This is a genomic window from Streptomyces violascens, from assembly GCF_014649955.1.
Lineage (GTDB): Bacteria > Actinomycetota > Actinomycetes > Streptomycetales > Streptomycetaceae > Streptomyces > Streptomyces violascens.
In genome coordinates, this window is sequence record NZ_BMUA01000023.1 from 37,820 (window position 1) to 64,155 (window position 26,336).

Sequence of the window (26,336 nt, forward strand, 5' to 3'; positions counted from 1 at the left end):
ATGACCCTGGGCATCGCCGTCATCGGCACCGGCCGGATGGGCGCCGACCATGTGCGCCGGATCGACTCCGTCATCGGCGGCGCCCGCGTGGCCGCCGTCGCCGACCTGGACCCGGAGCGCGCGAGCGCGGTGGCCGCGGGCATCGAGGGGTGCAGCATCCACACCGACCCGGCGGCCGCGATGGCCGCGCCCGGCGTGGACGCCGTCCTCATCGCCTCCTCGGGCCCGGCCCACGAGGCGGCCCTGCTCGAAGCCTTCGCGCGCGGACTGCCGGTCCTGTGCGAGAAACCGCTGACCCCCGACCCGGCCGGCACCCTGCGCGTCATGGAGGCCGAGCAGCGCCTGGGCCGTCGCCTGGTCACGGTGGGGTTCATGCGCCGGCACGACGCCGAGTACCAGCGACTCCGACTCGCGCTCAGTGGGGGCGAGTTGGGGCGGCCCCTGATGCTGCACTGCCGCCACCGCAACGCGAAATCGCCCTCCTTCTTCACCACCGAGATACTGATCCGCGACTCGGTGGTGCACGAGGCGGACGCCACCCGCTGGCTGCTCGGCCAGGAGATCACCGCCGTACAGGTCCTGCGCCCGCGCCCCACCTCGTACGCCCCGCAAGGGCTCGGCGATCCGCAGCTGGTCCTCTTCGAAACGTCCGGCGGGGTGGTCGTGGACGTCGAGATCTTCGTCAACTGCGGCTTCGGGTACGAGGTGCGCTGCGAGGCGGTGTGCGAGCGCGGGACCGCCTCGATCGGCGAGAGCGGCGGCCTCGTCACGCGGGCGGCGGGGCACGCGGGCAACGCCATCCCGCAGGACTTCACCGTCCGGTTCGCCGAGGCGTACGACCGCGAGGTGCGGGCCTGGGTGGACGCGACGAGGCGGGGCCGCGTCGAGGGCGCGAGCACCTGGGACGGCTGTGCGGCGGCGCTGGTCTGCGAGGCGGGGGTGCGGGCGCAGGAGTCGGGCGGGCGGGTAGAGGTGGAGCTGCCGGAGCGCCCGCCTCTGTACGAGTAGCCACCGCCGTACAAATGGCGGCTGCGTACGTCGAGCGACCACCAGCCGTGATTGTCACGCGTTGTCACCCATCTGCCCCAACCGTCCTTGTTCAGCACATGCGTTACAAGCATCCGGCTCCCGTCACACATGTCTCGATTACACGGGTCTTGCGTCACAGGCGGTCGACAGGGGCTCCCCCGGTCTCACTCTCCGTCGTTGAACGGGCACAGGCTGAGTGATCGCCAAGCGTTCGCGTCGCAGCTCCCCCGACGGCCTTCCGGCCGCCGCTGCGGCGTACGCAGGGAGGTGCCCCACATGACCGACCGAAGGCTCTGGTCCTACAAAGAAATCGCCGCGCACATCCGGGTGCAGCCGGACACGGTGCGCTCCTACCGCAAACACGGGCTCCTGCCGGCGCCGGACCTGGTGGAGAACGGCAAGCCGTACTGGTTCGCGGACACGATCCGGGTCTGGGTCGCCCAGCGGCCCGGCAACAGAGGCCGCCGCGCGAAGTGAACCCGGGCGCACCGATGCGGGCGGTTGTGTCGTTATCACCCCGAATCACCCCAACCGCGTCCGGGCAGGCTCGCCTAATACCCCCTAGGGGTATAGTCTGGGGTGCATGAGGGTGCCTCGGCCGTCCCTTGGCCCCCTGATGCACCATGGATCCGTACGCCCGCGAAGAGGAGAACGCCATGACCGCCGAGATCGAGACCCCCGTAGCGACCGGTTCCTGCTGCTCGCCCGCCGGAGGCTGCCAGGGTGGCGGGGCGACCGACGTCCAGGTGGGCGCCGTCACCACCGTCTACAAGGTCTCCGGCATGACCTGCGGCCACTGCGAGGGCGCGGTGGCCGGCGAGATCTCCGAGATCGAGGGCGTCGGCTCGGTGAAGGCCGTCGCCGCGACCGGTGAGGTCACCGTGGTCTCGGCGGCCCCGCTCGACGAGGAGGCGGTTCGTGCGGCCGTCGACGAGGCGGGCTACGAACTGGTCGGCCGCGTCTGACCCGCAGGGCATCCCCTCCGCTTCTCCCCCGTCGGGCCGCACCCGGCCGGCTTCCCGCCGGCACCGTGCGGCCCGGCCCGCTTTCTGGAGCCCCATCGTGCAAACCACCACCCCGGATCACGTGGTCGAACTCGCCATCGGCGGGATGACCTGCGCGGCGTGCGCGGCGCGCGTCGAGAAGAAGCTGAACCGGATGGATGGGGTTTCGGCGACGGTCAACTACGCCACGGAGAAGGCGCGGGTCGCCTTCGGCGAGGGGGTGGGGGTGGGGGACCTCGTGGCGACGGTGGTGAAGACGGGGTACACCGCCGAGCCCCTGAAGCCCCGGGACTCCGCCCCGGATCCCGAGCCCGATACGGCTGCGGACCGTGCCCCGGTTGCGCCCGCCCTTCCCCGAGGTCTCGACTCCGCTCGACCGGGGGAGAGCCCGATCGCCGTGCGGAACGCCTGCCCACCACCTGCGGGGGTGGAGAGGGGCGGCCGGGCAAACTCGGCCCCTGCGGCGCTTGAGGAGCGGGGTCCGGGGCCGAGCCCCGTGGCCGCCGGGCGGGGGTCGGTCGACGACCGCAGCACGATGCGGCTGGCCGCGTTGCGAGTGCGGCTGACCATCACAGCTGTCCTTTCCGCGCCCGTCATCGCGCTGGCGATGATCCCAGCGGCCCAGTTCGACAACTGGCAATGGCTCAGCCTCGCCCTCGCCACCCCCGCCGTCCTCTGGGGCGGCCTCCCCTTCCACCAGGCCGCGTGGGCCAACCTCAAGCACGGGTCCGCCACGATGGACACCCTCGTGTCCACCGGCACGCTCGCCGCGTTCGGCTGGTCGCTCTGGGCGCTCCTCTTCGGCACCGCGGGCATGCCCGGCATGCGGCACGGCTTCAGCTTCACCACTACCCGCGGGGACGTCGCTGGGACGATCTACCTCGAAGTCGCCGCGGGCGTCGTCACGTTCATCCTGCTCGGCCGCTATCTGGAGGCCCGCGCCAAGCGGAAGTCCGGCGCCGCCCTGCGCGCCCTGATGGAGCTGGGCGCGAAAGACGTCGCCGTGCTGCGCGACGGGGCCGAAGTGCGCATCCCCGTGAGCCGGTTGCGTACCGGGGACCGCTTCGTCGTACGGCCCGGCGAGAAGGTCGCCACGGACGGCACGGTCGTCGAGGGTGCCTCGGCGGTCGACGCGTCGATGCTGACCGGCGAGTCCGTGCCGGTGGACGTGGGCGTGGGCGACGCCGTCACCGGGGCGACCGTGAACGCCGGGGGCCGGATCGTCGTCGAGGCGACCCGCGTCGGCATGGACACCCGGCTCGCCCGCATGGCCCGCCTGGTGGAGGACGCCCAGAACGGCAAGGCCCAGGTGCAGCGCCTCGCGGACCGCATCGCGGGCGTCTTCGTGCCGGTGGTGTTCGTGATCGCGCTCGCCACTCTGGCCGTCTGGCTCCTGGTCACGGGCGATGCCACCGCCGCCTTCACCGCGGCCGTCGCGGTACTGATCATCGCCTGCCCGTGCGCCCTGGGCCTGGCCACCCCCACCGCGCTGATGGTCGGCACCGGACGCGGCGCCCAGCTCGGCATCCTGATCAAGGGTCCGGAGGTCCTGGAGTCGACCCGCCGCATCGACACCGTCGTCCTCGACAAGACCGGCACGGTGACCACCGGCCGCATGAGCCTGTACGAGGTCCACCCCGCCGAGGGCGTCGACGAGAAGCAACTCCTGCGCCTGGCCGGCGCCCTGGAGCACGCCTCCGAGCACCCCATCGCCCGCGCGATCGCGTCCGGCGCCGAGGACCGGGCCGGGGCACTGCCGCCGGCCGAGGACTTCCGCTCGCTGCCCGGCCGGGGCGTGGAGGGCGTCGTCGAGGGCCACCGCGTGTACGTGGGCCGGGACGGCGCCCTGGCCCTGCCGCCCGAGCTCGCCGCCGCCAAGAACGCCGCCGAGGCCCAGGGACGTACCGCCGTCACCGTCGCCTGGGACGGGGTCGCCCGGGGCGTGCTGGCCGTCTCCGACACCGTGAAGGAGACCAGCGCCGAGGCCGTCGCCCGGCTGCGGGCGCTGGGCCTGACCCCGGTCCTGCTCACCGGCGACCACCACAGTGTCGCCACAACCGTGGCCGCGGAAGTCGGTATCGAGACGGCCGATGTGTACGCGGAGGTCCTCCCCGAGGACAAGGCCGCCGTCGTCCAGCGCCTTCAGGCGCGGGGCCGCACCGTCGCCATGGTGGGGGACGGCGTCAACGACGCGGCCGCTCTGGCCGTCGCCGATCTGGGTCTCGCGATCGGCACCGGCACGGACGTCGCCATCGAGGCGGGCGATCTCACCCTCGTACGCGGTGACCTGCGGGTTGCCGCCGATGCGATCCGATTGTCCCGCCGGACCCTGGCCACGATCAAAGGCAACCTTTTCTGGGCATTCGGCTACAACGTGGCCGCCGTCCCCCTGGCCGCCGCGGGCCTGTTGAATCCGATGATCGCGGGTGCGGCTATGGCGTTCTCGTCGGTGTTCGTGGTAACCAACAGCCTACGGTTGCGTTCCTTCACCTGACCTCCACAAAGAGATCTAGATCACAGAGGTTTTGAGGTAACCATCGGGAGGGGTCGGGAGTCTAAGTGGGCGATGCCACGGATGTCTTGGGGGACGTCCATGGAATGTCTTGGGGGACGTTCCAGGCAACGCGTTGGCCGGGGCACGTACGTCGGGAGCTTTGAGCGGCCCACCCGACAGGTACGTACCCCGGCAGACCGCCTAGACCCCCGGCTCGGATCCCGTGGGGGGAATCCGCACCGGGAAACAGGGAAGCGCCCCGACTGCCGACCCGTGGGGGGATCGGCAGCGGGGCGCTTTCCGACTTCTGACGCCGAACTGCCCGGCGGTTACCGGGAGTTCAGCTGGCGCAGGGCGCTCAGCGAGCCTCGACCGGCACGAAGTCCCGAAGAACCTCGCCCGTGTAGATCTGGCGCGGGCGGCCGATGCGGGAGCCGGGCTCCTTGATCATCTCGTGCCACTGGGCGATCCAGCCCGGGAGACGGCCGAGCGCGAACAGGACCGTGAACATCTCGGTCGGGAAGCCCATGGCGCGGTAGATCAGACCCGTGTAGAAGTCCACGTTCGGGTACAGGTTGCGCGAGACGAAGTACTCGTCGCTCAGCGCGTGCTCTTCGAGCTTCAGCGCGATGTCGAGCAGCTCGTCGGACTTGCCGAGCGCCGACAGGACGTCGTGCGCGGCAGCCTTGATGATCTTGGCGCGCGGGTCGAAGGACTTGTACACCCGGTGGCCGAAGCCCATCAGGCGGACGCCGTCCTCCTTGTTCTTCACCTTGCGGATGAAGGAGTCCACGTCGCCGCCGTTGGCCTGGATGCCTTCCAGCATCTCCAGGACGGACTGGTTGGCGCCGCCGTGCAGCGGGCCCCACAGCGCCGAGATGCCCGCCGAGATCGACGCGAACATGTTGGCCTGCGAGGAGCCGACCAGACGCACGGTGGAGGTCGAGCAGTTCTGCTCGTGGTCCGCGTGCAGGATCAGCAGCTTGTCCAGCGCCGAGACGACGACCGGGTCCAGCTCGTACTCCTGGGCCGGCACCGAGAACGTCATGCGCAGGAAGTTCTCGACGTAGCCGAGGTCGTTGCGCGGGTAGACGAAGGGGTGGCCGATCGACTTCTTGTACGCGTACGCCGCGATCGTCGGCAGCTTGGCGAGCAGCCGGATCGTGGAGAGGTGGCGCTGCTTCTCGTCGAACGGGTTGTGGCTGTCCTGGTAGAAGGTGGACAGCGCGGAGACCACCGAGGACAGCATCGCCATCGGGTGGGCGTCACGCGGGAAGCCGTCGAAGAACCGCTTCACGTCCTCGTGCAGCAGCGTGTGCCCGGTGATCTCGCTCTTGAAGCTGGAGAGCTGGTCGACGGTCGGAAGCTCGCCGTTGATCAGCAGGTACGCGACCTCGACGAAGGTCGAGCGCTCCGCCAGCTGCTCGATGGGGTACCCGCGGTAACGCAGGATGCCCTGCTCACCGTCCAGGTAGGTAATGGCGGATTTATAGGCGGCCGTGTTGCCGTATCCGCTGTCGAGGGTGACCAGTCCGGTCTGGGCTCGGAGCTTCCCGATGTCGAAGCCCTTGTCGCCGACGGTGCTGTCGATCACCGGGTAGGTGTACTCGCCATCGCCGAACCGCAGTACTACAGCGTTGTTCGCGTTCTCGCTCACGTCATCCCTCACCGACGTAGTGCCTCTTCTTCGAGGTGCCCTGACTGTCTCTACCATCCCCCATTTGGCTCAGCAGAGTGCACTCGGGGTCGCCCATTGGGCTTATTCACGGCACTCAGTGCCGCTCAACCTGCTCATCCTGCCCCGTTCGCCCCAGTTACGAAAGCCCTGGGTGATCTTTCACACCAAAGTGCCCCCTGACAGCCGGTGAGCGAGTGCGGTAAAGCGTCTGCCTGCGGAAACGGTACGTACCGCCTGGCCGATGGCCTTGCGGGACCCCACCAGGACCACGAGCTTCTTGGCGCGCGTCACCGCCGTGTAGAGCAGATTGCGCTGGAGCATCATCCAGGCCCCGGTGGTGACCGGGATGACGACGGCCGGGTACTCGCTGCCCTGGGAGCGGTGGATCGTCACGGCGTAGGCGTGGGCCAGCTCGTCCAGCTCGTCGAAGTCGTACGGCACCTCCTCGTCCTCGTCCGTCAGGACCGTCAGGCGCTGGTCGTCGAGGTTGAGCGCGGTGACCACGCCGACGGTGCCGTTGAAGACGCCGTTCTTGCCCTTCTCGTAATTGTTGCGAATCTGGGTGACCTTGTCGCCGACGCGGAACACCCTTCCACCGAACCTTTTCTCCGGCAGGTCGGGCCGGGCGGGCGTGATCGCCTGCTGGAGCAGGCCGTTGAGGGTGCCGGCGCCGGCCGGGCCGCGGTGCATCGGGGCGAGGACCTGGATGTCACGGCGCGGGTCGAGCCCGAACTTCGCGGGGATGCGCCGGGCCGCGACGTCGACGGTGAGCCGGCCCGCGTCCTCCGTCTCGTCCTCGACGAAGAGGAAGAAGTCGTCGAGGCCCGAAGTGATGGGCTGCGCACCGGAGTTGATGCGGTGGGCGTTGGTGACGACGCCGGACTCCTGTGCCTGCCGGAAGATCCGGGTCAGCCGCACACTCGGGACGGGACCGCCCTCGGCGAGCAGATCGCGCAGCACCTCCCCGGCGCCGACCGAGGGCAGCTGGTCCACATCGCCCACCATCAGCAGATGGGCGCCTGGCGCCACCGCCTTGACCAGCTTGTTGGCGAGCAGGAGGTCGAGCATGGAGGCCTCGTCGACGACGACCAGGTCCGCGTCAAGGGGCCGGTCCTTGTCGTACGCCGCGTCGCCACCCGGCTTCAGTTCGAGCAGGCGGTGCACGGTCGAGGCATCGGCGCCCGTCAGCTCGGCCAGGCGCTTGGCGGCCCGCCCGGTGGGCGCGGCGAGCACCACCTTGGCCTTCTTGGCGCGGGCGAGCTCCACGACCGAGCGGACCGTGAAGGACTTGCCGCAGCCCGGGCCGCCGGTGAGGACCGCGACCTTGCTGGTCAGAGCCAGTTTGACGGCCTCCTGCTGTTCGGGCGCGAGCTCGGCGCCGGTGCGCCCGGCGAGCCAGCCGAGCGCCTTGTCCCAGTCGACCGCGGCGAAGGACGGCATCCGGTCCTCGCCGGTCCGCAGCAGCCGCCCGACCTGGGCGGCGAGCGACAGCTCGGCCCGGTGGAAGGGCACGAGGTAGACGGCGGCGACGGGCTCGCCCCCGTCCGGCGCGGGCACCTTCTCCCGCACCGCCCCCTCCTCGGCGACGAGCTCGGCCAGGCAGTCGATGACGAGCCCGGTGTCGACCTGGAGCAGCTTCACCGAGTCGGCGATCAGGCGCTCCTCCGGGAGGAAGCAGTGCCCCTGGTCGGTGGACTGGGACAGCGCGTACTGCAGGCCCGCCTTCACGCGCTCCGGGCTGTCGTGCGGGATGCCGACGGCCTGGGCGATCCGGTCGGCGGTGAGGAACCCGATCCCCCAGACGTCGGCGGCGAGCCGGTAGGGCTGGTTCTTGACGACGGAGATGGAGGCGTCCGCGTACTTCTTGTAGATGCGCACAGCGATGGAAGTGGAGACGCCGACCCCTTGCAGAAAGACCATGACCTCCTTGATGGCCTTCTGCTCCTCCCAGGCGGCGGCGATCTTCTTGGTCCGCTTGGGTCCGAGGCCCGGTACCTCGATCAGGCGCCCCGGGTCCTGCTCGATGATGTCGAGGGTGTCGGCGCCGAAGTGCTGGGTGATGCGGTCGGCGAAGACCGGGCCGATGCCCTTGATCAGGCCGGAGCCGAGGTAGCGGCGGATGCCCTGGATGGTGGCGGGCAGCACGGTCGTGTAGTTCTCGACGGTGAACTGCTTGCCGTACTGGGGATGGGAGCCCCAGCGCCCCTCCATCCGCAGCGACTCCCCCGGCTGCGCGCCGAGCAGCGAGCCGACCACCGTGAGGAGGTCGTTGCCGCCGCGGCCGGTGTCGACGCGCGCGACGGTGTAGCCGCTCTCCTCATTGGCGTACGTGATCCGCTCGAGGACCCCCTCCACCACCGCCGTACCCGTGAGACTCGACATGCCCCGACGCTACCGCCCCGCACTGACAATGCGGACAACACGGCTGTGTACCAAGGGAGTCCGGTCCCGGGATGCTTGGTGTGGGGGAAAATTCAAGGGGGCCCGGTCCGTCGACCGGGCCCCTTGTTTTCCCTCCCCGTCAGCGCTTCCCGAAATCCCCCCGGATCCCTCCCCTGAAGCACTGACGCCCCTTAGACCTCCGTCACCCCGGAAGGGTTGCACAACTGCGGGCAGTAATTTTTCCGGGCCGCCGAAGTGATGACGAAGCGGGGTGAACGTGGTGTTTGCCGCATGAGCGACGATTCCTTCGAGCAGGACGTGCTGAACGAGCTGGGGGACGACGGGCTCCTGCGGATCGCCGGGCTGCTGGGTACGGATGCGGCGGGCGCGCAGGACATGGTCGGTACGACGGTGTCGACGCTGGCGGGCGGGCTGCCGCCGGCGACCGCGGAGGAGGTCCGCCAGGCGGTGGCCGAGGCCCTGCCGCAAGCCCCGCCCGAGGAGGCCCCCTGCAGGGCGTGGCCACGCTGGGCGGCGGGCTCGGCGGGATGCTGAGCGGCGGGGGTGCGGCGGTCTTGCGGCGGGGGTGCCTGCGAAGGCGGCCCGGCCGGTCGCGAACGCGGTGGCCAAGAAGACGGGGTTGCCTGCGGCGACGGTGGCCAGGGGGTGTCGCTGCCGGTGGCGCTGGCGGTCCTGACGAAGCGGGCGGCCTCGAAGTCGGCGACGGCTCCCGGTGCGGGCGGGGGTGGCCTGGGTGAACTCCTGACCCAGATCCTGGGCGGGGCGAAGAAGTAGCCACGGCCCAGAACGCCGCACTCCCGTACAGACACCGTGACCGGGCCGTACGGGAGTGGGGGGCTCAGCCGCGCAGAAACCCGTCCCCGTGAGCGGAGATGTGGGCTTCCAGGGCGGTGAGGGCCTGCTGGGTGGCGTCCGGGGTGCCGCTGCCGCGGCGCTCGGCGTAGTACGCCGCGCCGAGCTTCTTCAGCAGGTCGTTTCCGGCGCGCTGCTGCTGGACGTCGTCCACCTTCTGCTTGCCCTGGTTCAGGGCGCTCTGGGCCTGCTCCTTGGCCCGGTCGAGAAATCCTGCCATTGACTGCCTCCGATCTCCGATCGTTTCCCGGGATCACTTCCCCCCTCGTTGCCACGCATGCCCAGGCGTACGCCCGATTGGCGGGGCCGGGCCGGGTGCGCCGGGGCTCCGCCCCAGACCCCGTTGTTCCCCACCCCGCCCCTTCCCGAGACCCGCCGGGGGTTGGGGAAGGGAAGCCGGGTTCCCTGGGGCTCCGCCCCAGACCCCGTTCGCGCCTGAAGGGCGCTCGTCCTCAAACGCCGGACAGGCTGAAATGCCCCGAGGCGGGCCAGGACCAGCGCTGCTGGGGGCGCGGGGAACGGCGCGAGCAACCAAGCACGGCCCGCAGCCGAAGGGCTGGCTCATGCGCGCAGCGCATGGCTTTCAGGGGCGCGGGGAACTGCGCGAGCACCACGCACGACCCGCGGCCGAAAGCCGGTTTCAGAGGCGCGGGGAACTGCGCGAGCACCACGCACGACCCGCGGCCGAAAGCCGGTTTCAGAGGCGCGGGGAACCGCGCGAGCACCACGCACGACCCGCGGCCGAAAGCCGGTTTCAGGGGCGCGGGGAACTGCGCAAAAAGGCACCCACCCCCTCAACCCCCCGCCCGCACCGCCCCCGTAGACCCCCGGACCATCAACTCCCCGTGCACCGTGGCGATCCCCCCGGGCGGCGCCGGTTCCAGGCCGAGGGCGAGGCGGCCCGCCCTCGCGCCCGCCTCCGACAGCGGCAGCCGGACCGTCGTCAGCGCCGGGACGGCATCCGCGCTGAAGGGGAGGTCCACGAAACCCGCCACCGAGACGTCCCCCGGGACGCAGAGCCCCCGGTCACGCAGAGCCGCACACGCCCCCAGCGCCACCGTGTCGTTCGCGGCCACCACCGCCGTCAACTCCGGCTCCCTGCGCAGGAGTTCAAGCGTCGCGTCGTACCCCGAGCGCCGGTCGTAGGAGCCGTGGACCACCAGTCCGTCCTGGCGAAGGCCGGCCGCCGCCAGGGCGGAGCGGTGGCCCTCCAGGCGGTGCCGGGTCGTCGTGCGCTCGGGGGGACCGGCGACGTAACCGATCCTGCGATGGCCGAGGCCGATGACGTGGTCCGTCAGGCGCCTGCTCCCGCCCCGGTTGTCGAAGGCGAGGGTCGCGGTGACGCTGTCGCCGGGCAGCGGCGGCCGGCCGCACAGCACGATGCGGGTGCCCGCGTCCGCGAGCCGCGCGAGCTTCGCGCCGACCGCCGCCGCGTGCTCGGGGTCCTCAAGCGCGCCCCCGGTGAGGATGACGGCGGCCGCGCGCTGGCGCTGAAGCAGCGTCAGATAGGTGAGTTCGCGTTCCGGCGAGCCCCCGGTGTTGCAGATGACGGAGAGCTTCTCGCGGGCGCCGCGCTCCTCGCCGATCGCCGCCTGGGCCGCGCCCGCCATGATGCCGAAGAACGGATCGGCGATGTCGTTGACCAGGATGCCGACCAGGTCCGAGGTGGCCGCGGCGAGCGAACTCGCGGGCCCGTTCAGAACGTAGTCCAGCTCGTCGACCGCGCGCAGCACCCGCTCGCGCGTGGCCGCCGCCACCGGATAGTTGCCGTTCAGGACCCGTGAGACCGTCGCCGGGGACACCTGGGCCCGGGCCGCCACGTCCGCCAGGGTCGCTGTCATCTCTGCCTCCGAAACGGTCGGGCCGTGATCGCGCCGGTCAGAGCCCGAGGCTCTCAAGCTTTCGGCCTCTTGTCCGAGGCGCTGTGCGCAGGCTAGCGTCCCGCCCTGTAGAAAGCGCTTACTATCCCCCTTCTGCCCCCACCCTCCGGAGGGATCACATGACGGGACGCAGGACCGTGCGGATCGCCATGAACGGCGTCACCGGACGCATGGGCTACCGCCAGCACCTCGTACGCTCCCTGCTCGCGCTGCGCGAGCAGGGCGGCCTCGACCTCGGCGACGGCACCACGCTGTGGCCCGAGCCGGTCCTGGTCGGCCGTCGCGAGCACGCCCTGAAGGAGATGGCCGACCGGCACGGCCTCACCGAGTGGTCGACCGATCTGGACGCCGTCCTCGCCGACCCCACCGTCGACATCTACTTCGACGCCCAGGTGACCTCCGCCCGCGAGGAGGCGATCGGGAAGGCCATCGCGGCCCGGAAGCACATCTACACCGAGAAGCCCACCGCGACCGGCCTGGCCGGCGCGCTCCGTCTCGCCCGGCGCGCCCGCGGCGCCGGCGTCAAGCACGGCGTCGTCCAGGACAAGCTCTTCCTGCCGGGCCTGCTGAAGCTGAAGCGCCTGATCGACGGCGGATTCTTCGGCCAAGTCCTCTCCGTGCGAGGCGAGTTCGGCTACTGGGTCTTCGAGGGCGACTGGCAGTCCGCCCAGCGTCCGTCGTGGAACTACCGCCGCGAGGACGGCGGCGGCATCGTCGTGGACATGTTCCCGCACTGGGAGTACGTGCTCCACGAGCTGTTCGGCCGGGTCACCTCCGTGACCGCGCACACCGCCACCCACATCCCGCAGCGCTGGGACGAGCACGGCAGGCCGTACGCGGCGACCGCCGACGACGCCGCGTACGGGATCTTCCAGCTGGAGGGCGGCGCGGTCGCGCAGATCAACTCCTCCTGGGCGGTCCGCGTCAACCGCGACGAACTCGTCGAGTTCCAGGTCGACGGCACCGAGGGCTCGGCGGTCGCGGGGCTGCGCAACTGCCGTGTCCAGCACCGCAGTTCGACACCCAAGCCGGTCTGGAACCCGGACCTCCCCGCCACCGAGCCGTTCCGCACGCAGTGGCAGGAAGTCCCGGACAACGACACGTTCGACAACGGCTTCAAGGCGCAGTGGGAGCTGTTCCTGCGGCACGTCGCGCTCGACGAGCCGTACCACTGGGACCTGCTCGCCGGCGCGCGCGGAGTCCAGCTCGCCGAGCTCGGCCTGCGGTCCGCCGCCGAGGGCCGCCGCCTCAACGTGCCGGAGATCGCGCTGTGAGCCTCCTGCTGCCCCGCACCGACGGCACTACGCGGGCGTACGAGCCCCGCGCGACCCCGCTCGCCCTGCCCCCGGGCCCGCCTCCCGCCTCCCGTACGGTCTTCTCGGCCGCCCATGTCGTCGCCGACCCGTACGCGGACACCTCGCCCGGCTCCCCCGCCGCGATCGACTGGGACGCCACGCTCGCCTTCCGCCGCCACCTGTGGTCGCACGGCCTCGGCGCCGCGGAGGCGATGGACACGGCCCAGCGCGGGATGGGCCTGGACTGGCCGACGGCGGCGGAGCTGATCCGCCGAAGTGCCGACGAGGCAAAGGCAGTTGGCGGACGTATCGCCTGCGGGGCGGGCACGGACCAGATCGGCTCAGGGAATCTGACCGAAGTGAAGGCGGCGTACGAGGAGCAGCTCGGGGTCGTCGAGGGGGCCGGGGCGCAGCCGATCCTGATGGCGTCGCGGGCGCTCGCAGCGGCGGCCCGCACCCCCGAGGACTACCTCTCCCTCTATACGGACCTGCTCCGCCAGGCCTCAGAGCCGGTGATCCTGCACTGGCTGGGGCCCATGTTCGACCCCGCCCTCGACGGCTACTGGGGCTCGGCCGACCTGGACACGGCGACGGAGACCTTCCTGGAGGTCATCGCCGCCCGCCCCGACAAGGTCGACGGCATCAAGGTCTCCCTCCTGGACGCCCGCCGCGAGGTGGAGCTGAGGCGCCGCCTCCCGGACGGCGTACGGTGCTACACGGGCGACGACTTCAACTACCCCGAACTGATCGCGGGCGACCAACTCGGCTTCAGTCACGCCCTGTTGGGCATTTTCGACCCGCTCGGACCCGTGGCTGCGGAAGCGGTACGCGCCCTCGACAAGGGCGACACGGGCAGCTTCCGCGCCGCCCTCGACCCCACCGTCGAACTGTCCCGGCACCTCTTCGAGACCCCGACCCGCTTCTACAAAACGGGGGTGGTGTTCCTGGCGTGGCTGGCGGGACATCAGGCGCACTTCACGATGGTGGGTGGGTTGCAGTCGGCGCGGTCGCTGCCGCACCTGGCGCGGGCGTACGAACTGGCCGATGCGCTGGGCCTGTTCCCGGACCCGGGACTGGCCGAGACGCGCATGAAGTCCCTCCTGAACGTGTACGGAGTACCCCAGTGACCCCCTCTTCCCGCTTCAGCATCAACCAGATGACGGTGAAGCAGCTCTCCCTGCCGGACCTGGTGGACGCGTGCGTACGGCTCGGGGTGGGCGGGGTCGGCCTGTGGCGCGAGCCGGTCGCCGCGTACGGGCTCGATGCCGCGGCAAAGCTGGTCCGGGAGGCGGGACTTGAGGTGACGTCGCTGTGCCGTGGCGGCTTCTTCACGGCGATCGACCCGGCCGAACGGGCGGTGGCGATGGCCGACAACCGGGCCGCCGTCGACGAGGCGGCGACCCTGGGCACGGACACGTTGGTGCTGGTCTCGGGCGGGCTTCCGGCCGGTTCGAGGGACCTCGCGGGCGCGAGGGAGCGGGTGTCCGAGGCGCTGTCGTCGCTCACCCCGTACGCCGCGTCGCGGGGCGTACGGCTGGCGATCGAGCCGCTGCATCCGATGTTCGCCTCGGACCGCTGTGTGGTGTCGACACTGGACCAGGCTCTGACTCTGGCTTCACCCTTCCCTTCCTCGCAGGTGGGGGTCGTGGTGGACACGTACCACGTGTGGTGGGACGACACGGCGCCCGCGGCGGTGGCCCGGGCGGGCGCGGCCGGCCGCATCCACGCCTTCCAACTGGCGGACTGGGTCACGCCGTTGCCGGCGGGCGTCCTGCACGGGCGTGGCCAGCTGGGCGACGGCTCGATCGACTTCGCGCGGTGGCACTCGCTGGTCGAGGCAGCGGGGTATGCGGGCCCGATCGAGGTGGAGCTGTTCAACGGAGAGTTGTGGGCGGGGGACGGGGTGGCCGTGCTGGAGGAAACGGCCCGTCGGTTCGCCGAGGTGCTGGCTTAGCCCGTGCGGTACGTGTCGCACATTCGCTGCCCGTGTGCGACCGGACGCGCACGTAGAGTGCCGTCGCGAAGAGCCCGGCCGTCACACGGCACAGGACAGTCACACGGCACAGGACAGAACAGAGGAGTCGATCGACATGACCGAGTACCCGGAAGGCGCCCCTTGCTGGGTGGACGCGATGTTCGCCGACGTGGAAGGCGCCAAGACCTTCTACGGGGAGGTCCTGGGCTGGACGTTCGGCGAGGCGGCCAGTGAGTTCGGCAATTACACGCAGGCCTACTCCGACGGCAAGGCGGTCGCGGCCGTCGTCCCGCCGATGCCGGGCGGCGACGCGCCGTCGCAGTGGTGCCTGTACTTCGCCTCGCCCGACGCGGCGGCCACCGGCGAGAAGATCAAGGCGGCCGGTGGCGAGCTGATGATGGAGCCGATGCAGGTCGGTACGTTCGGCACGATGCTGATCGCGAAGGAGCCGAGCGGCGCGGTCTTCGGCGTCTGGCAGCCGGGCGAGCACAAGGGCTTCGAGAAGGCCGGCGAGCCGGGGTCGTTCGCCTGGGCGGAGGTCTTCACGCGGGACGTGGCGAAGGTGGACGGGTTCCTGCCGAAGGTCTTCCCCTTCCAGGCCCAGAAGATGGACATGGGCGACGCCGGAGAGGGCGCGGCCATGGACTACAAGGTCTTCAGCCTGGGCGAGGGTGCGGGGCATCCGGCGCTGGGGCGGATGGCCATGGGCTCCGAGTTCCCGCCGGAGATCCCGGCGCACATCCAGGTCTTCTTCGGGGTCCCGGACTGCGACGAGGCGGTCTCTGCGGCGCAGAAGCTGGGTGGCCGGCTCCACTTCGGACCGACGGACAGCCCGTTCGGGCGGATGGCGGCGGTTACGGATCAGCAGGGGGCGGCGTTTGCGGTCATTGACATGGGGACCCGGGTGGGGGACGTACCGGAGATGACACCGGCCTAGGCCCCCACCCCGCCCCTTCCCCAAACCCGCCGGGGGTGGATGGGCTGAGCTCGACTCCTGGGGCTCCGCCCCAGACCCCGTATCGCGCCTGAAGGGCGCTCGTCCTCAAACTCCCCCAGGGCCTCAAGGGCCAGGGGGAACCCCCATGACGGGCTGAAGATGCTCGGTGCCGGCAGAACCGATACCGCTAGGGGCGCGGGGAACTGCGCGACCGGCCACCGACGGCCCGCAGCCGAAAGAGCAGCACATGCGCGCGGCGCATGGCATCCAAGGGCGCGGGGAACTGCGCAATCGGCTCACCTGCCCGCCGCCGACCGAACCGCTCACCCCAAACCCCCCGGGTTCAGAATCACGAACCGCCAGGTTCCGTCCTGAGCCCGGGCCGCCACGTTCACAGCCGTCCCGCACGCACCGACCCGCTCCCCGCCCGCCCCCGCCAGGGACAGGCTCCAGTCCGCGACCACCAGCGCCGTACCGTCCCCCACCACCACATGGCGAACGGTGTTCGCGATGCACGGGTCCGCCGCGATCGTCCCCTCGACCTCCGCCCGCAGCGCCGCACTTCCCCGGATGACCTCCCCCGCGACCGTACCCATCACCGCCCCCTCCCCGTACAACGCCAGAACCGCATCGGCATCGTGAGCATTCAGAGCGTCCTGAAAAGCACGCGGCAGCAGCGCCGGATCGCCGACGGGCGGTGGCGGCACGGCGCCATGTCGCAGGAAGGCAGCCACGCACGCGTTCACCTCTCCGGGGTGCGTCAAGCTCGGGGTGTGGCCCGCGTCCGGGATGACCGCCAGGCCCACGGCGCCGGGCAAGCGATCGCGGAGCATCCGCCCCAGCGGCAACGGCACCGGAAGGTCGGCCTCCCCGTGCACGATCAGGGCCGGCTGCGTGATCTCCCCGAGGCGTGCGGAGATGTCGTCCACGCCCATCAGCACGGCCACCGCATCGGCCAGCCGTTCCCGCGGCTGGGCTCGCCACTCCCGCAGCCACTCCTCGTGGACGTCCGGCCTGCCGAGCAGCAGATCGAGAAGAACCGGAGCCACCGCGCCCGGGCCACCCGCGCGGAAGCCTTCGCCGACCCCGCCCATCTGAGCCAGCGCCTCCCCGGGCCAGGCCACGGCCGCGGTGTCGATCAGGACGAGGGACCCGACCCGTTCCGGCGCGCGCAGGGCCGCGCGGAGCGACAGGAAGCCGCCCTGGGAGTGGCCGACCAGAGCCGCCCGCTCGACACCGAGATGGTCGAGCAGGCCCAGCAGATCGTCGGCGGAGTCCCAGTACGTGTACAGATCACCGTCGTCCTTGGTGCGCCCGTGCAGCCGCGCGTCCCACACCACGCACCTGAACTCCCCAGCCAGTGCGCTTACTTGGGGCTCCCACATCCGGCGGTTCATGAGGTTGCCGTGGCTGAAGACGACCACCGGGCCGTCGCCCCCGGTGTCCTCGAAGTACAGCTGCTGACCGTTGACGGATGCGTAAGGCATGCGCCTTCTCCTGTCGGAATCGGGAACGGGAACGGGAGCCGCTCGTCCAATCGGGAGCGGCCGTCGGAGACGGACTCCACCGTGCCCGTCCGGAGCGGGGCCGGTTTGCCCGTGCGCGCACACCCGGTTGTCCATACGCGCACGGGAATCCGCCACCAGGGCTCTGACGTTCCCCTGGGTGAGCGAGGGAAGGGCGAGGCGCCGTGACCGTACGCCTGCGGACGCAGGACCATGCCGCGGCGGAGCGGCGCGCATTCTGGCAGGACGTGGTGTGCGACAGCTTCGTGCCGGTGCACGTCAGGCCACTGCACGACGACGATCCGTTCCGTGGGGAGATCACGGCGGACCGGCTCGGCGCGGTCCGGTTCTCCGAGATCACGGCCGACCCGAGCCAGGTGGACCGTACGCCCCGGCTGATCGCGCGCTCGGACGCGGAGTACCTGCTGGTGGGCCTGGTTCAGGGCGGCAGCGCGGTGGTTCGGCAGGACGGCCGCGAGGCGGAGCTGCGCCCCGGGGACCTGGCCTGTTACGACACCTCCCGGCCCTACACCCTCGTGTGCGGGGAGGACTTCTCGATGCTGGAGTTCATGCTTCCGCACCGTCTGGCCCACCTGGACAGCGGCCGGACGGGCGAGGTGACGGCGACGCGCTTCTCGGCGAGCGAGGGGGTGGGCGCACTGGTCTTCCCGTTCCTGACCCGCCTGGCCAGGCACTCCTGCGACTACGCGGACAGCGCGGCCGTGCTCGCCCAGACCGCCGGCGACCTGCTCGCCACGATGCTGGCGGAGCGGGTCCGCCCGCCGGGCGACGACCAGGGGGCCGCCCGCCGCACCACGCTGCTACGGGCCCGCGCGTACATCGACCAGAACCTGGCGGACCCCGGTCTGTCCCCGGAACGGATCGCGCGGGCGCACCACGTCTCCCTCCGCCACCTGCAGAAGCTGTTCGCCGAGGAGGGGACGACGGTGACGGGCTGGATCAGGGCGCGGCGCCTGGAGGGCTGCCGACGGGAACTGGCCGGGCCATACGGGGCGGATCGCACGGTGGGGGCGATCGCGGCGCGCTGGGGGTTCCCGAACTTGGCCCACTTCAGCCGGGCCTTCAAGGCGGTGTACGGGGTGGGGCCGCGCGAATTCCGCGCGGCGGGGGGTGGGGCAGGACGCTGACCCCCACCCCGCCCCTTCCCCAGACCCTCCGGGGGTTGGAAAGGGGTGAAGCCGGGTTTCCTGGGGCTCCACCCCAGGACGACCGAGGGGCCGCGCCCGGCAACCAATCCCCCGGCGGGTTTCGGGAAGGGGCGGGGTGGGGCGCCTTCCGGGGTCTGGGGCGGAGCCCCAGGGACAGCCGCCGAGCCGCATCAGAGCGGCATCCCCCGGAGGGCCCCGCGGCGGAGCCGCAGACTGTCACAGCCGGAAGGGGCAGGGTGGGGGAAGATCCCCCCGAGCCGAAAGGACCCCGCCCCCATGAAATTCGCCCTATCCACCCTCGGCCTCCCCGGCATGCCCCTCCCCGAGGTCGCCCACCTCGCCGCCCGCACGGGCTACACCGGCGTAGAACTCCGCGCCCACCCCGAGTCCCACATCCACCCCCACCTCACCCCCACCCAACGCAAGGCCGTCACCGCCGAGTTCAAGAAGGCCCGCATCGAAATCCTCTCCATCGCCGGCTACGCCCGAGTCGCAGACCGGGCCGACAACACCGACCTCCCCCAACTCATCGATCTGGCAAGGGACTTGGGAGCCAGCTATCTCCGCGTCTTCCCCGGCGGAGCCGACAACCCCCACGCCGACGACACGGCCGTCCACCGGCTGGCCCAAGCCGCCCAGCAACCCGGCGTCGGCACCGGCGGGGTCCGCATCCTCCTCGAAACCCACGACTCCCACCGCACGGGCGAAGCAATCGCCCGAGTCCTGAACCGCATCGAAGGCAAAGAGAACAAACAGAACACCGGCGCCCTCTGGGACGTCATGCACACCTGGCTCGGCGGCGAGACCCCCGCCGAGTCCTACCGGCACCTCGCCCCCCACCTCGGCTACACCCAGGTCAAGGACATCGCCTCGGCGAGCGACACCACCCCCCTCCCCCTCGGCAAGGGCGCACTCCCCCTCAGCGAGTGCCTCGCTCTGCTGCCGTCGGACGGCTGGGTGTGCTGGGAGTACGAGAAGCGCTGGTATCCCGAGGCCGCTCCCCTCCCGGAACTGCTCCAAGCCGGACGGGAGTACTTGACGCAACTGCTGGCCGGGACAGCGAAGTAAGCCCCACCCCGCCCACGAGCAGCGCCGCCGCGCACCACCGCAGCGGCGTCACCGACTCACCGAGGAGCACCGCCGCCGCCGACATCCCGAACACCGGAACCAGCAGGCTGAACGGCGCCACCGTCGACGCCGGGTAGCGGCGCAGCAGCATCCCCCACGCCCCGAACCCGAACACCGTACTGATCCACGCCACGTACACCAGCGCCCCGGCACCGCCCCGGTCGAACCCCGCCAGCGCCTCCGCATCCCGCCCCGGGCCCTCAAAGACAACAGAAAGAACCAGCAGCGGGAGCACGGGGACCACCGACACCCACACCATGAAGTTGAGCGCGTCCGGCGGGGCCGCCTTGCGGGTCAGCACGTTCGACACGCCCCAGCACGCCGCCGCCCCCACCGTCAGCGCGAAGGCGAACAGCGGGCCGCCCGACCCCTCGTCCACCCCCGCCACCACGATCCCCGCAAGAGCCACGCACATCCCCAACAGCCTTGCCCTGCCCGGTCGTTCACCCAGTACCACCATCGCCACGACCGCCGTGAACACAGCCTGGATCTGAAGGACGAGGGAGGACAGCCCGGCCGGCATCCCCTGGCTCATCCCGATGAACAGCAGCCCGAACTTCGCCACCCCGAGCACAAGACCCACCGCCACGATCCACTTCCAGGCCACCTTGGGCCGCCCCACGAAGAACACGGCGGGCAGCGCCGCGACCAGGAAGCGCAGGGCGGAGAACAGCAGCGGCGGGAAGTGGCCGAGTCCCATGTCGATGACGACGAAGTTGACCCCCCAGACGGCGGTGACGAGCACGGCGAGCGCGATATGTACGGGACGCATGCGTCGAGGATCACCGCCCCCGACCATTCAGCACCAGCGCGGATTCCTTGATGATGGGATGAAGCCGTGCTAAATCCAACGCTCAATCCGGAACCCCGGAGCACCCCGGAACCCGAAACCCGGCATCCCTCGGAGGGCTCGTGCTCGATCTGGCTCGGCTGCGCGCACTGCACGCGGTCCACATCCACGGCTCGGTCGCCGCCGCTGCCGCCGCGCTCGGCTACACCCCGTCCGCGATCTCCCAGCAGATCACCAAGCTGGAACGCGAGACCCGTACGACCCTCCTGGAACGACGCGGCCGGGGCATCGCGCTCACCGAGGACGCACTCCATCTCGCCTCTGCGGCACGGGAGTTGATGGACATCGTCGAGCGTACGGAGACCACGCTCGAAGAGCGGCGCGGCCTGCCCACCGGGCAGCTCTCCATAGGCGCCTTCGCCACGGCCGCACGCGGACTCCTCCCGGCCGCCCTCGCCTCGCTGGCCCGCCAACACCCCGCGCTGGAAACGAGGTTGTCCGAAGTCGACCCGCACGTCTCGGTCGACCTGGTGACCAAGGGCGTCATCGATCTGGCCGTCGCACACGACTGGGACATCGCGCCGCTGCCCGCCCCCGAGGGCGTCGAGCAGGAACCCCTCGGCGACGACCACTGCGACGTACTGGTCCCGGCGGGCCACCCCCTGGCCGCCCGCCCCGCGATCCGCCGCGCCGACCTCGCCCACGAGCCGTGGATCTGCCAGCCACCCGGCTCGGTCTGCCACGACTGGCTCGTACGCACCCTGCGCGCCGACGGCCACGAGCCCGATCTGCGCCACCAGGCGGCCGAGTACCACACCCAACTCGCCCTGGTGGCAGCCGGGTTGGGCATCGCCCTGATCCCACGACTGGGCCGGGGCCCGCTTCCCGAGGGCGTCGTGGCCCTGCACCTAGACCCGGTACCGACCCGCCGCCTGTACGCACTCTGGCGCACGGGAGCGGCCCGCCGCCCGGCGATCACGGCAACGGTTCACGCCCTCCGGGAAGCGTGGGCCAACCTCAGCGAGTGAGGACCCCGCCCTTGACCCCGTCGATGAATGACGTCCAGGCCGCCGGCCCGAACACGACGGCGGGCCCGGTCGGGTTCTTGCTGTCCCGCACCGGTACGCACATCGTGCAGGAGTCGCTGAACTCCAGGCACTCCCCGCCGCCTGGCCCGCTGTACGTCGACTTCTGCCAGGTCTCGCAAGCGTCGTTGACTTCGAGACAACTGCCTTCGCTGGGCCCGCTGTACGAGGACTTCCGCCAAGACGCATACACCTCGCTGACTTCGAGGCATTCGCCGCTGTCGCCGCCGCTATAGCTGGACTTCCGCCAACCGTTCAGGACCGAGGCGTCGGACACGATGTGCTCACTGCGCTTCATGCTCGTAATCCTCCGCCACGGAGCGCAGCAGCGCCAGAGACCTATGGTGCGACAACGCGTCACCCAAGGCGTGATCGTAGACCTCCTGGCACTGCCGCACCACGGACGGAAGTTCCCAGACCCTGCCGGTCTTCAGGCCCTCCACGTACGCAATGGGCGGGAGGTCGCTGAACCACAGCAGCGAGACATGCCCCTCCAACAGAGCATGCGGGCCCGCCTCGTACGGGAGCACGTGGAAGCGGATGCGACGACTTTCACCCAACTCCAGCAGGTGCCGGAGCTGTTCGCACATCACGAGTGGTCCGCCGATGGGTCGCCGCAACACCGCCTCGTCGAGCATGGTCCACACCACGGGCTTGTCGAAGTCCTGGAGAATCCGCGCGCGTTCCAACCGTGTGCCAAGAAGGCGGTCACGTTCCTCGTCGCTCTTGGGCGGATAGCCCGAGCCGAGCACTTCGCGCGCATACGCTTCCGTCTGCAGGAATCCCGGCACCAGCTTGGGTGCGTACTGGCGAATCAGCGTCGCCTGCTGCTCGAACTCCAGGACCTCCGCGAAGTGTTCAGCGACTACACGACCATCCAGCGTCGGCAGGAACCGCTCAAAGAACCCATCCGTACCCAGCACCTTGTCCAGCCGACGCGCATCATCCAGGCTCGGCCGCCTCCGCCCCGCCTCGATATGGGCGATGTGCGTGCGCGACATCACCGCACGCTCACTGAGCCCCTCCTGCGTGAGCCCGGCCGCCTCCCTGCGGGCCCTGAGTTCCTCGCCGTACTTGATGCGGGATACGGGGTTGTCCTCGATCGCCACGACATCAACTCCCTTGCGTGCGGGCTCCATTGTCACGCTCTGTGCACTAGCCAGCGTACGGAACGTGACCCCACGCTGTAAGCGGAACGCCACACACAGTGAGAGGCAGTCGTATGGGAGCCCACGCCATGGGGGCGTATGTCGCCCACACCGGTACGGACGTGTACGGACCCGGCAAGGTGATCGGCACGGACGGTGACTGGCGGCGCGTCCGGTTCGTGTACTTCGTCGCGACCGTCGCCGTACGCGATCTGCGCACGGCCTCTCCGCGGGAAGAAGGGGAAGTGCGCGCATGGCTGAGGGAGAAGGCCGCCCGGCATGGGGGCAACTGGTAGCGGGCCCCGCGCCGGCGTTGCGGGTGTCGCGGGACGGTGGGCGGACGTGGGAGCCGTACGTCATGCCGCGCCCCGGGCTGGAGGCCGTAGAGGGGTCCGAAAAAGAAATTCGGCGCGGCTGTCACATCCCCGTACCCCCAGGTGTCAGGGCAGTGAAAGCGAACGACGAAGCAGGCCCACCAGACACAGGAGTCGCAGCCATGCAGGCACGTATGCCGAACCCCGCACAGGTCATCCCCAGCGCGATGCCGGCCATTCTGAACGTGATCAAGGCCGCCCAGGAAGGCGGGGTGGACGGGTCCACCCTGGAGCTGGTGCACCTGCGGGCCAGTCAGATCAACGGGTGCGCGCCGTGCGTCTACGGCGGCATCGCGAGCGCCCGCAAGAACGGCGTGAGCGAGGACCAGCTGGCCACGGTCGTCACGTGGCGGGAGGCGCCGTACTTCAGCGACGCCGAGCGGGCGGCGCTCGCGCTGGCCGAGGCCGCCACCCGGCTCGCCGACCGCCCGGACGCGGTGTCCGACGAGGTGTGGGACGAGGCGGCCCGACACTACGACGAGAAGGGGCTCGCCTCGCTGGTCCTCATGATCGGCGTGACCAACCTCTTCAACCGGCTCAACGCGAGCACCCGGCAGATCGCCGGGGGGACCTGGTAGCCGCGGGGATGAGACTCACCGTCGTCGCGGCGAGCGGCGGAATCGGCCGCCTCGCTCTGCTCCAGGCGGTCGCCGCGGGTCACGACGTGACCGCCGTGGTCCGCGACCCCGCCAAGGTGGCCTCCGACATCATCCGTACGGTGGCCGTCGACCTGGCCCGGCCCGCCCCGGACGCGCTGCGCCGGGCGCTGGCCGGGTCCGACGCGGTGCTGTCCGGCCTGGGCGCGGCCACCAAGGCGGACTTCGGCGTCGCCGAGCGCGGCACGGCGGCGTTGTGCGAGGCGATGCGCGCCACGGGGGTGCGCCGCATCGTCGCGATCAGTGCCGCGCCGATCGGCACCGTACCGTCGCCGGGGCGCCCGAACCCGCCCCGGCACGATCCGGGGGACGCGTTCGTGCAGCGGAGCATCGCGTACCCGATCGTGAAGGCGATGCTGAAGAAGAGGTACGCCGATCTCGCGCGGATGGAGGACGTGCTGCGCGCGAGTTCGCTGGACTGGACCGCGCTGCGGCCGCCGCGCCTCAACGACAAGGAGCTGACGGGGCGTTACCGCACCGAGGTCGGGCGCAACGTGCGCGGCGGCGGGATCATCTCGCGGGCCGATGTCGCGCACTGCATGCTGGAAATCCTGGACGATCCGGCGACGTACGGGCAGACCGTGGGCCTGTCCGACTGACCCCGCCCGCCACCTCGTCAACTCCCTCACCAATTCGGCGAATTGACGGTCTCGGGGAACCCACCCGGCCCCGCCCCCGTCCAACGTACGTACTGCCGGTGAGTCTCCGCAGAGCGGTGTCGACAGCGCTGCTGGCCGCGAGCGTCGACTCCCTCTCCAGCCGCCTGCGGCCGGCAGCACGCCGCCACCGGTGCGCGCCCCTCCGACTGCACCGGTGGCGGCCCCTCCCCCTGATGGCTCAGGGGAGCCACGCCGTACGACCTCGTGCGCTTAGCCTTGACTGGCAATTACTTTCCGGATAACGGTTCGCTTTGGAAGTTTCTTCCACTCGGGAGGTCCTTTCCGTCTCGGAAGGCTCTTCCGCTCGGGAAGTCACCCACTTCCCTGGGCAACACCGCCGGAAGGAGCGCACGTGCAGCACCGCACCTCAAGACGCAGCCTCCTGACCACCACCGCCGCAGTGGCCGCCATAACCGCCCTCGGCCCCCCGTCCCCCGCGCAGGCCTCCCCGGGCACGGCCGCCTCGGACCGCCGGCTTCGCGCGATCATCGCCCGTATGTCGGTCGAGGAGAAGATCGGCCAGCTCTTCGTGATGCGGGTGTACGGGCACTCCGCGACCGCCCCCGACCAGGCGGACATCGACGCCAACCTCCGCGAGCTCGGGGTGCGCGACGCCGCCGAACTGATCGCGAAGTACCACGTCGGCGGCATCATCTACTTCACCTGGGCGCACAACACCCGTGACCCGCACCAGATCGCCGACCTCTCCAACGGCATCCAGGCCGCCGGTCTGGCCCAGCGCGTGCCGCTGCCGCTGCTCATCGCGACCGACCAGGAGCACGGTGCGGTGTGCCGGGTCGGGAAACCGGCCACGCTCTTCCCCGGCGCGATGGCGATGGGTGCGGGCGGCTCGACGGGCGACGCCCGCACCCTGGGCCGCATCTCGGGCGCGGAACTCGCGGCGATCGGCATCCGGCAGGACTACTCCCCCGACGCCGACGTGAACATCAACCCGGCCAACCCGGTGATCGGCGTACGGTCCTTCGGCGCGGATCCCGCGGCGGTGGCCCGCATGGTCGCGGCCGAGGTGCGCGGGTACCAGGACTCCTCGGTCGCCGCGACCGCCAAGCACTTCCCGGGGCACGGCGACACCAGCGTCGACAGCCACACCGGCATCCCGGTGATCACGCACACCCGGGAGCAGTGGGAGCAGTTGGACGCGCCGCCGTTCAGGGCCGCGATCGACGCCGGGATCGACGCGATCATGACGGCCCACATCCAGTTCCCGGCCCTGGACCCGAGCAACGACCCGGCGACGCTCTCGCACCCGATCCTGACCGGCATCCTGCGCGAGCAGCTCGGCTTCGACGGGGTCGTGATCACGGACTCGCTGGGCATGCAGGGCGTACGCGACAAGTACGGCGACGACCGGGTGCCCGTGCTCGCACTGAAGGCGGGCGTGGACCAGCTCCTGGACCCGCCGAAGCTGGACGTGGCGTTCAACGGGCTGCGCGCGGCGGTGGCGAGCGGCGAACTCCCGGAATCCCGACTCGACGCATCAATCCTCCGCATCCTTCGCCTCAAGGACCGACGGGGCCTGTTCACCCGCCCGTACGTGACCGCCCGGGGCGTGGACCGGACGGTCGGCACCCGGGCGCACCTGGCCGCCGCCGCGTCCGTCGCGGAGCGCACCACGACCCTGCTGGCGAACCCGCAGGGCCTGCTCCCCCTCCCCCGCGGCCAACGCCTCCTGATCGTGGGCGCGGACCCGGACTCCCCGTCGGGCACAACGGGCCCACCGACGACGGTTCTGGCCGGGGCACTGTCCGAACTGGGCTTTCACGTAAGGGTGTTGCCCACGGGAACGCTCCCCTCACAGGCGCAGATCGCGGCGGCGGCAAGGGCGGCAGCCGGGCAGGACGCGGTGATCGTGGGCACGTACAACGCGGGGGCGGGCGGTGCGCAGAGCAGACTGGTGGCGGCGCTGGTCGCGACCGGGGTGCCGGTGATCCACCTCGCCCTCCGCAACCCGTACGACATCGCGCACTTGGCGCCCGGGTACGCGGCTTCGCTCGCGACGTACTGCTGGACTGACGTCGAACTCCGGGCGGCGGCACGGGTGTTGGCGGGTCGAGTCGACCCCCGCGGCCGCCTCCCGGTCGCGGTCCCCCGCGCCGACGACCCTACGCAAGATCTCTACCCGATCGGCCACGGCCTGTCGTACTAGCCGTACGCCGCATCTCCGGCGCACCACCCCCAAGGAGCGCAAAGCCCCCCGGACACCTGGCGTGCACCCGCCCCGACGAGTCACGCTTGGGTCGTATCCGGGGGGTTC

24 protein-coding genes and 1 pseudogene are annotated in these 26,336 nt (G+C 70.9%); 17 read left to right on the plus strand and 8 right to left on the minus strand.

What is annotated here, in order from left to right; translation table 11 throughout:
- The 4 genes from IE206_RS32020 (at nt 1) to IE206_RS32035 (ending at nt 4,527) form a co-directional block, all read left to right on the plus strand.
- Entirely contained in the window at nt 1-1,008 is a 1,008-nt protein-coding gene (locus IE206_RS32020; protein ID WP_189968344.1) for a Gfo/Idh/MocA family protein, read from the plus strand.
- A 297-nt stretch (nt 1,009-1,305) separates the two neighbouring features.
- Nucleotides 1,306-1,506 carry a helix-turn-helix transcriptional regulator gene (locus tag IE206_RS32025; RefSeq protein WP_189968346.1) on the plus strand — a complete coding sequence of 67 codons (201 nt, stop codon included), beginning with the start codon at nt 1,306-1,308 and terminating at the stop codon, nt 1,504-1,506.
- Nucleotides 1,507-1,685: 179 nt separating this feature from the next.
- A complete protein-coding gene (locus IE206_RS32030; protein ID WP_189968348.1) occupies nt 1,686-1,994 on the plus strand; it encodes a heavy-metal-associated domain-containing protein in 309 nt (102 codons plus the stop codon).
- A 145-nt stretch (nt 1,995-2,139) separates the two neighbouring features.
- Nucleotides 2,140-4,527: a heavy metal translocating P-type ATPase gene (locus IE206_RS32035; RefSeq protein WP_189968476.1), complete on the plus strand. Its 2,388-nt coding sequence runs from the start codon at nt 2,140-2,142 to the stop codon at nt 4,525-4,527.
- A 358-nt stretch (nt 4,528-4,885) separates the two neighbouring features.
- On the opposite strand, the gene IE206_RS32040 is transcribed toward IE206_RS32035, so the two are convergent.
- Complete coding sequence (locus IE206_RS32040; protein ID WP_053727334.1) at nt 4,886-6,184, minus strand: citrate synthase; 1,299 nt, start codon at nt 6,182-6,184, stop codon at nt 4,886-4,888.
- Nucleotides 6,185-6,364: 180 nt separating this feature from the next.
- Nucleotides 6,365-8,587 (minus strand): SF1B family DNA helicase RecD2, encoded by a 2,223-nt coding sequence (gene recD2 / locus IE206_RS32045; RefSeq protein WP_189968351.1) that lies wholly within the window; start codon nt 8,585-8,587, stop codon nt 6,365-6,367.
- 291 nt (nt 8,588-8,878) lie between these two features.
- On the opposite strand from recD2, the gene IE206_RS42735 reads away from it, so the two are divergent.
- Both IE206_RS42735 and IE206_RS43260 read left to right on the plus strand, forming a co-directional pair.
- On the plus strand, nt 8,879-9,142 hold the full coding sequence (locus tag IE206_RS42735; protein WP_226598925.1) for a hypothetical protein: 264 nt from the start codon (nt 8,879-8,881) through the stop codon (nt 9,140-9,142).
- Nucleotides 9,143-9,253: 111 nt separating this feature from the next.
- Entirely contained in the window at nt 9,254-9,382 is a 129-nt protein-coding gene (locus IE206_RS43260; protein ID WP_264198254.1) for a hypothetical protein, read from the plus strand.
- A gap of 64 nt (nt 9,383-9,446) precedes the next feature.
- Here IE206_RS43260 and IE206_RS32055 read toward each other — a convergent pair whose 3' ends face one another.
- Complete coding sequence (locus tag IE206_RS32055; protein ID WP_189968353.1) at nt 9,447-9,680, minus strand: hypothetical protein; 234 nt, start codon at nt 9,678-9,680, stop codon at nt 9,447-9,449.
- 574 nt (nt 9,681-10,254) lie between these two features.
- Complete coding sequence (locus tag IE206_RS32060) at nt 10,255-11,301, minus strand: LacI family DNA-binding transcriptional regulator (protein WP_189968354.1); 1,047 nt, start codon at nt 11,299-11,301, stop codon at nt 10,255-10,257.
- A gap of 158 nt (nt 11,302-11,459) precedes the next feature.
- On the opposite strand from IE206_RS32060, the gene IE206_RS32065 reads away from it, so the two are divergent.
- From IE206_RS32065 to IE206_RS32080, 4 genes are all read left to right on the plus strand, one after another.
- Nucleotides 11,460-12,614, plus strand: coding sequence for a Gfo/Idh/MocA family protein (locus IE206_RS32065; RefSeq protein ID WP_189968356.1), 1,155 nt, complete (start codon nt 11,460-11,462; stop codon nt 12,612-12,614).
- Nucleotides 12,611-13,762 (plus strand): dihydrodipicolinate synthase family protein, encoded by a 1,152-nt coding sequence (locus tag IE206_RS32070; RefSeq protein WP_189968358.1) that lies wholly within the window; start codon nt 12,611-12,613, stop codon nt 13,760-13,762. Before IE206_RS32065 ends, IE206_RS32070 begins: the two co-directional genes overlap by 4 nt.
- Entirely contained in the window at nt 13,759-14,589 is an 831-nt protein-coding gene (locus IE206_RS32075; protein ID WP_226598926.1) for a sugar phosphate isomerase/epimerase family protein, read from the plus strand. The genes IE206_RS32070 and IE206_RS32075 overlap by 4 nt, the downstream gene beginning before the upstream one ends.
- A 136-nt stretch (nt 14,590-14,725) precedes the next feature.
- Nucleotides 14,726-15,547 carry a VOC family protein gene (locus tag IE206_RS32080; RefSeq protein ID WP_189968360.1) on the plus strand — a complete coding sequence of 274 codons (822 nt, stop codon included), beginning with the start codon at nt 14,726-14,728 and terminating at the stop codon, nt 15,545-15,547.
- A 323-nt stretch (nt 15,548-15,870) separates the two neighbouring features.
- Here the strand turns inward: IE206_RS32080 and IE206_RS32085 are convergent, their stop codons facing one another.
- A complete protein-coding gene (locus IE206_RS32085) occupies nt 15,871-17,034 on the minus strand; it encodes an alpha/beta fold hydrolase (protein WP_189968361.1) in 1,164 nt (387 codons plus the stop codon).
- 203 nt (nt 17,035-17,237) lie between these two features.
- On the opposite strand from IE206_RS32085, the gene IE206_RS32090 reads away from it, so the two are divergent.
- Nucleotides 17,238-18,200 carry an AraC-like ligand-binding domain-containing protein gene (locus IE206_RS32090; protein WP_189968364.1) on the plus strand — a complete coding sequence of 321 codons (963 nt, stop codon included), beginning with the start codon at nt 17,238-17,240 and terminating at the stop codon, nt 18,198-18,200.
- 333 nt (nt 18,201-18,533) lie between these two features.
- A pseudogene (locus tag IE206_RS42740) lies at nt 18,534-19,202 on the plus strand (sugar phosphate isomerase/epimerase family protein); the annotation flags it as partial.
- Here IE206_RS42740 and IE206_RS32095 read toward each other — a convergent pair.
- On the minus strand, nt 19,141-20,121 hold the full coding sequence (locus tag IE206_RS32095) for an EamA family transporter (RefSeq protein WP_189968366.1): 981 nt from the start codon (nt 20,119-20,121) through the stop codon (nt 19,141-19,143). The pseudogene IE206_RS42740 and the gene IE206_RS32095 overlap by 62 nt on opposite strands.
- A gap of 140 nt (nt 20,122-20,261) precedes the next feature.
- On the opposite strand from IE206_RS32095, the gene IE206_RS32100 reads away from it, so the two are divergent.
- Entirely contained in the window at nt 20,262-21,167 is a 906-nt protein-coding gene (locus IE206_RS32100) for a LysR family transcriptional regulator (RefSeq protein WP_189968368.1), read from the plus strand.
- Here the strand turns inward: IE206_RS32100 and IE206_RS32105 are convergent.
- Together IE206_RS32105 and IE206_RS32110 are read right to left on the minus strand one after the other, a co-directional pair.
- Nucleotides 21,157-21,522, minus strand: coding sequence for a DUF397 domain-containing protein (locus tag IE206_RS32105; RefSeq protein WP_189968369.1), 366 nt, complete (start codon nt 21,520-21,522; stop codon nt 21,157-21,159). The genes IE206_RS32100 and IE206_RS32105 overlap by 11 nt on opposite strands.
- Nucleotides 21,509-22,333, minus strand: coding sequence for a helix-turn-helix domain-containing protein (locus tag IE206_RS32110; RefSeq protein ID WP_189968371.1), 825 nt, complete (start codon nt 22,331-22,333; stop codon nt 21,509-21,511). The genes IE206_RS32105 and IE206_RS32110 overlap by 14 nt, the downstream gene beginning before the upstream one ends.
- Nucleotides 22,334-22,461: 128 nt before the next feature.
- Here IE206_RS32110 and IE206_RS32115 point away from each other — a divergent pair, with 128 nt between their 5' ends.
- The 4 genes from IE206_RS32115 to IE206_RS32130 all read left to right on the plus strand — a co-directional run bounded on the left by IE206_RS32115 (nt 22,462) and on the right by IE206_RS32130 (nt 26,228).
- Nucleotides 22,462-22,668 carry a hypothetical protein gene (locus IE206_RS32115; RefSeq protein WP_226598927.1) on the plus strand — a complete coding sequence of 69 codons (207 nt, stop codon included), beginning with the start codon at nt 22,462-22,464 and terminating at the stop codon, nt 22,666-22,668.
- Between the two features lie 200 nt (nt 22,669-22,868).
- The gene (locus IE206_RS32120; protein WP_189968373.1) at nt 22,869-23,324 is read left to right on the plus strand and encodes a carboxymuconolactone decarboxylase family protein; all 456 of its coding nucleotides are present in this window, start codon (nt 22,869-22,871) and stop codon (nt 23,322-23,324) included.
- 8 nt (nt 23,325-23,332) lie between these two features.
- Nucleotides 23,333-24,001, plus strand: coding sequence for an NAD(P)-dependent oxidoreductase (locus IE206_RS32125; RefSeq protein WP_189968375.1), 669 nt, complete (start codon nt 23,333-23,335; stop codon nt 23,999-24,001).
- A gap of 412 nt (nt 24,002-24,413) precedes the next feature.
- Entirely contained in the window at nt 24,414-26,228 is a 1,815-nt protein-coding gene (locus IE206_RS32130) for a glycoside hydrolase family 3 protein (protein WP_189968376.1), read from the plus strand.
- Nucleotides 26,229-26,336: the final 108 nt, after the last annotated feature.

Coding starts and splice junctions, on each gene's coding strand:
- IE206_RS32030 (WP_189968348.1), top strand. CDS start 1,686: ATGACCGCCGAGATCGAGACCCCCGTAGCGACCGGTTCCTGCTGCTCG.
- IE206_RS32060 (WP_189968354.1), bottom strand. CDS start 11,301: ATGACAGCGACCCTGGCGGACGTGGCGGCCCGGGCCCAGGTGTCCCCG.
- IE206_RS32035 (WP_189968476.1), top strand. CDS start 2,140: ATGACCTGCGCGGCGTGCGCGGCGCGCGTCGAGAAGAAGCTGAACCGG.
- recD2 (WP_189968351.1), bottom strand. CDS start 8,587: ATGTCGAGTCTCACGGGTACGGCGGTGGTGGAGGGGGTCCTCGAGCGG.
- IE206_RS32115 (WP_226598927.1), top strand. CDS start 22,462: ATGGGGGCGTATGTCGCCCACACCGGTACGGACGTGTACGGACCCGGC.
- IE206_RS32055 (WP_189968353.1), bottom strand. CDS start 9,680: ATGGCAGGATTTCTCGACCGGGCCAAGGAGCAGGCCCAGAGCGCCCTG.
- IE206_RS32095 (WP_189968366.1), bottom strand. CDS start 20,121: ATGCGTCCCGTACATATCGCGCTCGCCGTGCTCGTCACCGCCGTCTGG.
- IE206_RS32125 (WP_189968375.1), top strand. CDS start 23,333: ATGAGACTCACCGTCGTCGCGGCGAGCGGCGGAATCGGCCGCCTCGCT.
- IE206_RS32065 (WP_189968356.1), top strand. CDS start 11,460: ATGACGGGACGCAGGACCGTGCGGATCGCCATGAACGGCGTCACCGGA.
- IE206_RS32120 (WP_189968373.1), top strand. CDS start 22,869: ATGCAGGCACGTATGCCGAACCCCGCACAGGTCATCCCCAGCGCGATG.
- IE206_RS32080 (WP_189968360.1), top strand. CDS start 14,726: ATGACCGAGTACCCGGAAGGCGCCCCTTGCTGGGTGGACGCGATGTTC.
- IE206_RS32085 (WP_189968361.1), bottom strand. CDS start 17,034: ATGCCTTACGCATCCGTCAACGGTCAGCAGCTGTACTTCGAGGACACC.
- IE206_RS32020 (WP_189968344.1), top strand. CDS start 1: ATGACCCTGGGCATCGCCGTCATCGGCACCGGCCGGATGGGCGCCGAC.
- IE206_RS32105 (WP_189968369.1), bottom strand. CDS start 21,522: ATGAAGCGCAGTGAGCACATCGTGTCCGACGCCTCGGTCCTGAACGGT.
- IE206_RS32025 (WP_189968346.1), top strand. CDS start 1,306: ATGACCGACCGAAGGCTCTGGTCCTACAAAGAAATCGCCGCGCACATC.
- IE206_RS42735 (WP_226598925.1), top strand. CDS start 8,879: ATGAGCGACGATTCCTTCGAGCAGGACGTGCTGAACGAGCTGGGGGAC.